The organism is Thioclava sp. JE_KL1 (assembly GCF_009296265.1).
Classification (GTDB): Bacteria; Pseudomonadota; Alphaproteobacteria; order Rhodobacterales; family Rhodobacteraceae; genus Thioclava.
The window spans coordinates 1-6745 of sequence record NZ_WBJS01000033.1 but is presented as its reverse complement, the minus strand read 5'-3'; the positions used below and the strand labels follow the sequence as shown (position 1 = coordinate 6745).

6 protein-coding genes and 2 pseudogenes are annotated in these 6745 nt (G+C 59.0%); 7 read left to right on the top strand and 1 reads right to left on the bottom strand.

Features of this window, described 5'->3' with window-relative positions:
- The 7 genes and pseudogenes from F8R15_RS20560 to F8R15_RS21840 all read left to right on the top strand — a co-directional run.
- Positions 1-216, top strand: a pseudogene (locus F8R15_RS20560) (sugar ABC transporter ATP-binding protein); the annotation flags it as partial.
- Positions 217-219: 3 nt separating this feature from the next.
- Entirely contained in the window at positions 220-882 is a 663-nt protein-coding gene (locus F8R15_RS20555) for a uridine kinase (protein WP_141536214.1), read from the top strand.
- Positions 883-900: 18 nt separating this feature from the next.
- On the top strand, positions 901-1557 hold the full coding sequence (gene fsa, locus F8R15_RS20550) for a fructose-6-phosphate aldolase (RefSeq protein WP_098410065.1): 657 nt from the start codon (positions 901-903) through the stop codon (positions 1555-1557).
- A gap of 244 nt (positions 1558-1801) precedes the next feature.
- Positions 1802-3082 carry an MFS transporter gene (locus tag F8R15_RS20545; protein WP_152845829.1) on the top strand — a complete coding sequence of 427 codons (1281 nt, stop codon included), beginning with the start codon at positions 1802-1804 and terminating at the stop codon, positions 3080-3082.
- 311 nt (positions 3083-3393) lie between these two features.
- Positions 3394-3639: a hypothetical protein gene (locus tag F8R15_RS20540; RefSeq protein ID WP_152845828.1), complete on the top strand. Its 246-nt coding sequence runs from the start codon at positions 3394-3396 to the stop codon at positions 3637-3639.
- Positions 3640-4357: 718 nt separating this feature from the next.
- Positions 4358-6034, top strand: a complete 1677-nt coding sequence (locus F8R15_RS20535) for a DUF3375 family protein (RefSeq protein WP_152845827.1) — start codon at positions 4358-4360, stop codon at positions 6032-6034.
- Positions 6031-6570 (top strand): annotated as a pseudogene (locus F8R15_RS21840) (DUF4194 domain-containing protein); the annotation flags it as partial. The gene F8R15_RS20535 and the pseudogene F8R15_RS21840, both read left to right, overlap by 4 nt.
- A gap of 56 nt (positions 6571-6626) precedes the next feature.
- Here F8R15_RS21840 and F8R15_RS20530 read toward each other — a convergent pair.
- Positions 6627-6745, bottom strand: a 119-nt coding sequence (locus tag F8R15_RS20530) for a transposase domain-containing protein (RefSeq protein WP_152845386.1), incomplete at its 5' end; no start/stop codon positions are given.

The window sequence follows — 6745 nt, the reverse complement described above, 5'->3', positions numbered from 1 at the left end:
GTGCTCAACCTGATCCTTGATCTCAAGGCAAAAGGTCTGCCGATCATCCTGATCTCGCACAACATGCCGCACGTCTTCGAGGTGGCGGATCGGGTCCACGTCCACCGGCTGGGCAAGCGGCTTTGCGTGATCGATCCGAAGAACCATTCTATGTCGGATGCGGTTGCCTACATGACCGGCGCGAAGCAGCCCGATGACGTGAACGAGGCAGCCTAAGCGATGGGCGCGACCAAGGCACAGCTGGAGGCCATTCTCGATCTGGTCGACAGGCAGCCCCGTGATCACGGGCGAGTTTTGATTGCCATCGCGGGACCGCCCGGTTCGGGGAAATCGACGATGGCTGAAGCCGTGACCGTGGCCCTGAACGCCCGCGGCCGCGCGACGGACGCGGCGGCTCTGGTGCCGATGGACGGGTTCCATCTGGACAACGAAGAGCTCGACAGGCGGAACTTGCGCACGGTGAAAGGGGCGCCCGCGACCTTCGATGTGGTGGGCTTCAGGGCATTGGTGCGCCGGTTGCGCGATGACCGGACCGAGATCCGCTACCCGCTGTTCAGCCGCGCGCAGGACCGAACCCTTCCGGAGGCGGGCGTGCTGCCCCCGGACCGGCGGATCGTGATCGTCGAGGGGAACTACCTGCTGTTTGGCGCCGGTGACTGGGCCGGGCTCGCGCGGTTGTTCGACGCGACCGTGATGCTCGCGCTGCCCATGGAGGTGCTCAAGGCCCGGCTCGTCTCGCGGTGGATCGAGCATGGGCTGTCCCCCGAGGACGCGCTTGCCCGGGCCTGCCGGAACGACCTCGAAAACGCGCGCCGTGTGCTCGAGCAGAGCGTTGAGGCCGACCTCACCCTTACCGGTCATTGCACCGGTGAGCCGAGTTGACGACGAAAGGAAAACGACATGAAGATTTTCGCTGACACCGCCGATATCGAGGCGATCCGCGCGCTTGCGGAGGCGCATCTGATCGACGGGGTGACGACTAATCCGAGCCTGATCGCCAAGAGCGGCGCACATATTCTCGAAGCGATCGCCGAGATCGCCGCGATGGTCGATGGCCCGGTCTCCGCCGAAGTCGCGGGCACCGATTACGAGACGATGATGCGCGAGGCGGCGGTGCTCGGGAAGATCGCATCCAACGTCTGTATCAAGTTGCCGCTTACTATGGCGGGGCTCCGGGCTTGCCGCACCCTTCGAGAAGAGGGCCGCGAGACCAATGTAACGCTGTGCTTTTCGGTAAATCAGGCGCTCCTTGCGGCGAAAGCCGGCGCAACCTATGTCTCGCCCTTCGTCGGTCGCCTCGACGATATCAATCTCGACGGCACCCAACTGCTCCGGGATATCCGGCAGGTGTTCGACACCTATTCTACGCTGGACACGCAAATACTGGCGGCATCCTTGCGGTCTGCAAATCACGTCACCGGAGCTTTGTTAGCGGGAGCGGATGCCGGCACCCTACCGCCCGGATTGATCGGGGCACTCGTCAAGCATCCGCTGACCGACAAGGGACTCGAGACTTTCACGGCGGACTGGGCCGCGACCGGGCAGAGCATCCTCTGATCACAGGTTAGGAGTCGTAAGGCGTTGCGTGCGGATGAGTTTGGTTGCCAACCGGAGAGGCGAGCTGACCGTTTTCAATCTGTGATCATGTCAACATTTTCTCGGTGGTTCCGACGCTTGGATAAACATGTGCATGTTGTGCCAAGTTGGGACATCCTCCGCGTTGCGGCATTCCTCTTGCAGCGATGACCTATTTCAAGCTTGATAAATATGTAGGCTACCTACAGCAGCACGGAGGCTTCAGATGACAAGAATGTTGGCCTCCGTCTGGGCGCTACTCTTAGGCATCGTGCTTATCATGCTCGGTAACGGGATGCATTTTACCCTGATGGGGCTGCGCGGCGGGATTGAAGGGTTCTCCTCGGCGGAGCTATCTATCGTGACCTCAGGCTACTTTCTCGGTTTCCTGTCTGGCGCGCGTTTCACTCCTGTCCTGATCCAACGGGTTGGCCATGTGCGCGTCTTCGCGGCGCTGGGCAGCTTCATGTCCGCGGCCCTGATCGCATTCACATTATGGGCAGAGCCTTGGTCATGGACCGCTCTGCGTATCCTCATCGGTTTTTGCATGTCGGGCATCTATGTTGTTGCCGAAAGCTGGCTCAACAATGCCACCACGAACGAAAACCGCGGCAAGATGCTCTCTGCTTATATGCTTGCCCAAACGATGGGCATTATCGCGGCACAGGGCCTACTTACGCTCGGCGACGCGGCCAATGCGGCACTTTTTATCGGGGCATCGATCCTAGTGTCTATCTCCTTTGCGCCGATCTTGCTCTCGATTCAGCCTGTGCCCCCTGTTGAGGTGGCCAAACCCGGCGGTCTCAAGGAGCTCTTCGCCGCCTCTCCGCTGGGCACCATCGGCATTTTCCTGTTGGGGAGCATCTATGCGAGCCAGTCAGGGATGGGGGCGGTTTTCGGTAGCGAGATCGGCCTGAGTGCCAACCAGATCGCACTCTTCGTGGCGATGCTCTTCGGTGGCGCAATGCTGATGCAGGTGCCCATCGGCTGGCTGTCTGACCGGCTGGACCGACGCAAGGTGATCTGCGGCACGGCGTTTCTTGGCATGGTGGCCTGCGGGATGGGTTGGATCGCACAGAGCCCGCCTGCCTGGCTCTTTTCCGACCCACTGGTTCCGATCATGGGCGCGGCCTTCTTTGCCGGTGGTACGACCACGCCGCTATATGCGCTACTTCTAGCTTATACCAACGACAACGTGCCCGCCGAGGACATGCCAGCGACCTCGGGCGGTCTGGTGTTCACTTTTGGCCTGGGGGCTATTATCGGACCGATAGCGGTAGGTGTTGCCATGGATGCTTTCGGCCCGTTCTTCTTTTGGATCGTACTCGGCGGCACTTTCTCGGCTATCGTGTTCTACGCACTCTATCGCATGAGCCAAACCGAGGCGCTCCCGGCATCAGAGACCGATGCCTATTTGAACCTTGTGCCCACGGCTTCCGCGGTCGCGGTGGAGGACGCAGCCAACTGGGCAGCCGAAAACGCAGAGGCCGAAGAGACGGCGGGCTAGGTGTCCAGTCCTGCCGCAGAACGGCGCGGATGCCCGTCGTCAAATGATTTGGGATACGAGGGCCTGATCGAGAACGGAGGGCGTGACTCATTGTAGTTTCAGTTTATGCCGCGTTCTGGCGATGCGAGCCAAGCGGAGCTTCTCGATGATTTTGGCTTTGATCTCCTTTCGTGTTTTCAGGATGGCTTCGGCCCTGCCAAGATAGACGTCGGCGGGCGCGAGGTTGGGCCCCCCGTCAGCACCCCTGGGACATCTGAGTTGATTTTGTAACGGCGAGTTTCTGGCTCATCGTAACCACCAAGGAATGAAAGATGAGACAGAAAGCCGGAACAGCGGAGTCGATGGTGAAGGACATCCGCCGGCGCAGGCAGAAGCACCATTCCTGCGAGGAGAAGATGCATATCCTCCTGGGAAGGCTGCGGCACGAAAATAGCGTCGGGGTGTTCGTTTCGCAGCATTTCGCGGCAGTGGTTTCTTATGTATATCAATCAGTTGATATGGGGCAGGCGTGTTCGATAACTGACATGCTGCGTTGCGATCCGAACACCCCCGTATGAAAGAGTGTTGTTTATCGAACACCCGAAGCCCATCGGCGCTGCATGTTCGATAATATTCAGTCAGGCCGCGAAATGGCTGTTATCGAACACCCTGAGGGTATCCCAGCTCCGCCATCGACAGCTCTGCCTTTCAAGATTTGCGGCACGATTATGCTGGTTGCCGCATCTTCGCCTTGCCCTTGAATTGCGGAAACGCGGGCACCTCCCTTCTGCGGGCGCTCCCGGAGGAGTTGCTCATGGGGCTCCTGCGGCCGATGAGCGGGTTCGTGGATATCAGGTCGCGGTGACCTGCCACGGGTCTTTCATCCAGCCACGACCGGAGCCAGGTTGGTGTTGCTCTGTCACGCAGGCGTCTCCCGATCGTCAGCTATCGCACTGATCCTCGCAACGGATCGCCTCCTAAAGGTGGGAGAGAGCCGCGAAAAGCGATTGAAATGGATATCGACCACAAGGAGCGACGCCCCACGCGCGTCCTCACATGCGGACCATAGAGGTCGGGGCATCTATTCTCGACCTGAGCAGCGCCCACTTGTTAGAGGGGCTGGGAGATGCATAGCGGCACACCTTACGGGCCTCATTGGAGCAAAATCTGTACTCATTTCTTAGCCCTTAGGCCAACCGGATAATATTGCAGATAACGGTCGACACCCCAGATAAAATAATCTGAGGTAACGTAAACGATGTTTTTCGTGATCGTTGAGAGAGGGGTTCCCAGTCTATGGCCAACGATCAAAACCTTCTTGAAACCGTCGAGGCCAATCCAGTTCTCGCGCTTTTACGGCAGGCCTATCGAGGCTATGCCCTCGAGGTAGCTTATCGCGTGTTTCGCGATGAATATGCGCTCAACGCTCCGATCGATCGCTTTCTGCGGATCTGCGAGGGAGTGCTCGAGGAAGTTCGCGAAAAGCAGATCGCGGGATCTTTCAAGCTCTCTCCCGCCGAGCAGCTCGAGGCCTGGTGCAGCCAGGAGGGTGGCGTTCCTTGGTTTGCGATCCAGGACGATCCTTCCCTTGGGCGTCAGGTTGTCATGCGTCCTGCAGCTCGCGCCGCGCTGCAGATTGCCCTCGAAGTCGAAGACAACCTCGAAACCGTTTCCACCGTTTCTCTCGGGCGCTTTCTCGACGATATCGTCGATGCTGCCTCGCACCTACGTCAGGACAAGGCCGCTCTCGTCGAAAAGTACAAAGCTCAGCAAGAAGACATCCAGCGCAAGATTGACGCGCTTGAAGCCGAGGGGGTGCGACCTGTCCAGGATTCCGATCGGCAGATCTATGCATCCACACTGGTGCGCACCGTGCGCGACATGTTCAACGCGCTGGGCCGACTGCCGACTGAGCTACGCGAAAACCTGACGGAAGCCACAGACCTCTTTTACGCAACCGAAGAGAGCCATGGACAGGTGATGCGAGCGGTGCTCGAACACCTCAACGAGGGAAGGTCCCGCTCTGCCTATCTCGCAATGCGACAACTGGCAGACCTTCATCTCGATGAAAGCAAGCGTCGCCATCTCGAGCAGGCCGTTGAAACGATCCTCCTGCAATGCTCGAACTACATCGGGACTTCGGCCTCCTTGCAGGCGCGCAACTTCTTCGATCATTTCACCACCCTGTCTCTGCAGACGGTCAGCGAAGATCAGCAAGCTGCCCACCGCGTGACTTCCTTTATCCAGGATTCGACCTTCGAGCGGCGCCTCGGTCAGTCGCGCCGGCTCCTCCAGATCAGTGAAACGATGCGTGAACTCGCCAAGGAAGGGAAAGTTTCTACGCGCCCTGGCTGGGGTCCGGTCGAGGGCCTGAAAATAGACATCGAGCGTGAAGCGAAGAATTACTGGTTCGACTTCCGCCTCAACCCGCTCCCGCCGAACAACCCAGAAGAAGTGGAAGACCTTCCTCCGCTCGAAGGTCTCGATCCGGAAATCGCGGCCAAGGCCGTGAGAGAAGCCGCCGAAAAAGAGGCTCACATCGATCCCCAGCGGCTCAAGCGGCGCGTGGCGAAGCTCATCGAAATCGGCGGAGACGTTTCGCTCTCGACCATTCTCAAGAACCTGCCGCCCCGCTACGGGCTCGATGAGATCGCAGGCTGGATGCGGATTGCGATGAGCATGCACCCCTCCATTTTCTATCCCGGATGGGAATTCGAAATGCTTCTCGACGATCCTGCCCGACCCGGAACCATTCAGCGCCTGCGCGCCGCCGATCCCGTCTTCACCCGCACCGGAGACCCCGGACAAGGTCTCTTCGATGGATCAAATACGGACGTTCTCACAATCGAGACATGCCGAAATCCAAACGAGCGTCTGGACCTGGTCAACAAGATCAAAACCCTTCGGCCTGAAAAAGCACCTGGCGGGGTCTTGAGGGCACGCAACATTTATCAAGATGAGACATTTCAATGAGCACGAAATTCACCCTGCACAACGTGGTCACGCATCTCCACCGCGAACCCGGCCTTGACCTCGATACCGATCCCGATCTTTTCGAATATGCCTATGAGGTGCGCAACGCATTGAAATCACATTTTGCTCTCGAAGGTCTCGATCTCCTGATCGATCTCCAGTTGGGCGCAATGTGCCTTCAGGTCATGGAGGACGAGAAGGTCGCACGCGTATCTCGCGATTCCGGTGGAACACCGTTCCGGCCAATCTACAGCTCGCGCGCTCAAAACTACTGGGCGTCGGTCCTTCTGGTCATCCTGCGCCTTCGCTATGAAAGCGCAATCGCGACCCCCGAGGCAGCTTGGGTCTTCGAGAACGATCTCTTCGCCGAATTCCTGCGCTACCACGATGCCGAACATCGCGAAAACCATGGTAAAGTGCGTGACGGAATGACGGCGCGCCTGCGCGACCTCGAAGGCAAAGGCTTCGTCATGAAGCGGGTCTCAGCCGATCGCGGGGCCTCCTGGTCCGTCACAAAATGGGTCGTCCTGCGACTGACAGACGATGTGCTGCTGAAGTTCATCGTAAGCGGCGGCTGCATCCCACCCCAGGTTCAGCTTGACGACTTGAAGGTCCACGGGAGAAGTTCATCAATGCGGCCTTGCGGATGGCCGGCGGCGATGGCTTCGAGGGTGGCCTTGAGATAGGCGAAGGGCTCGACGCCGTTGATCT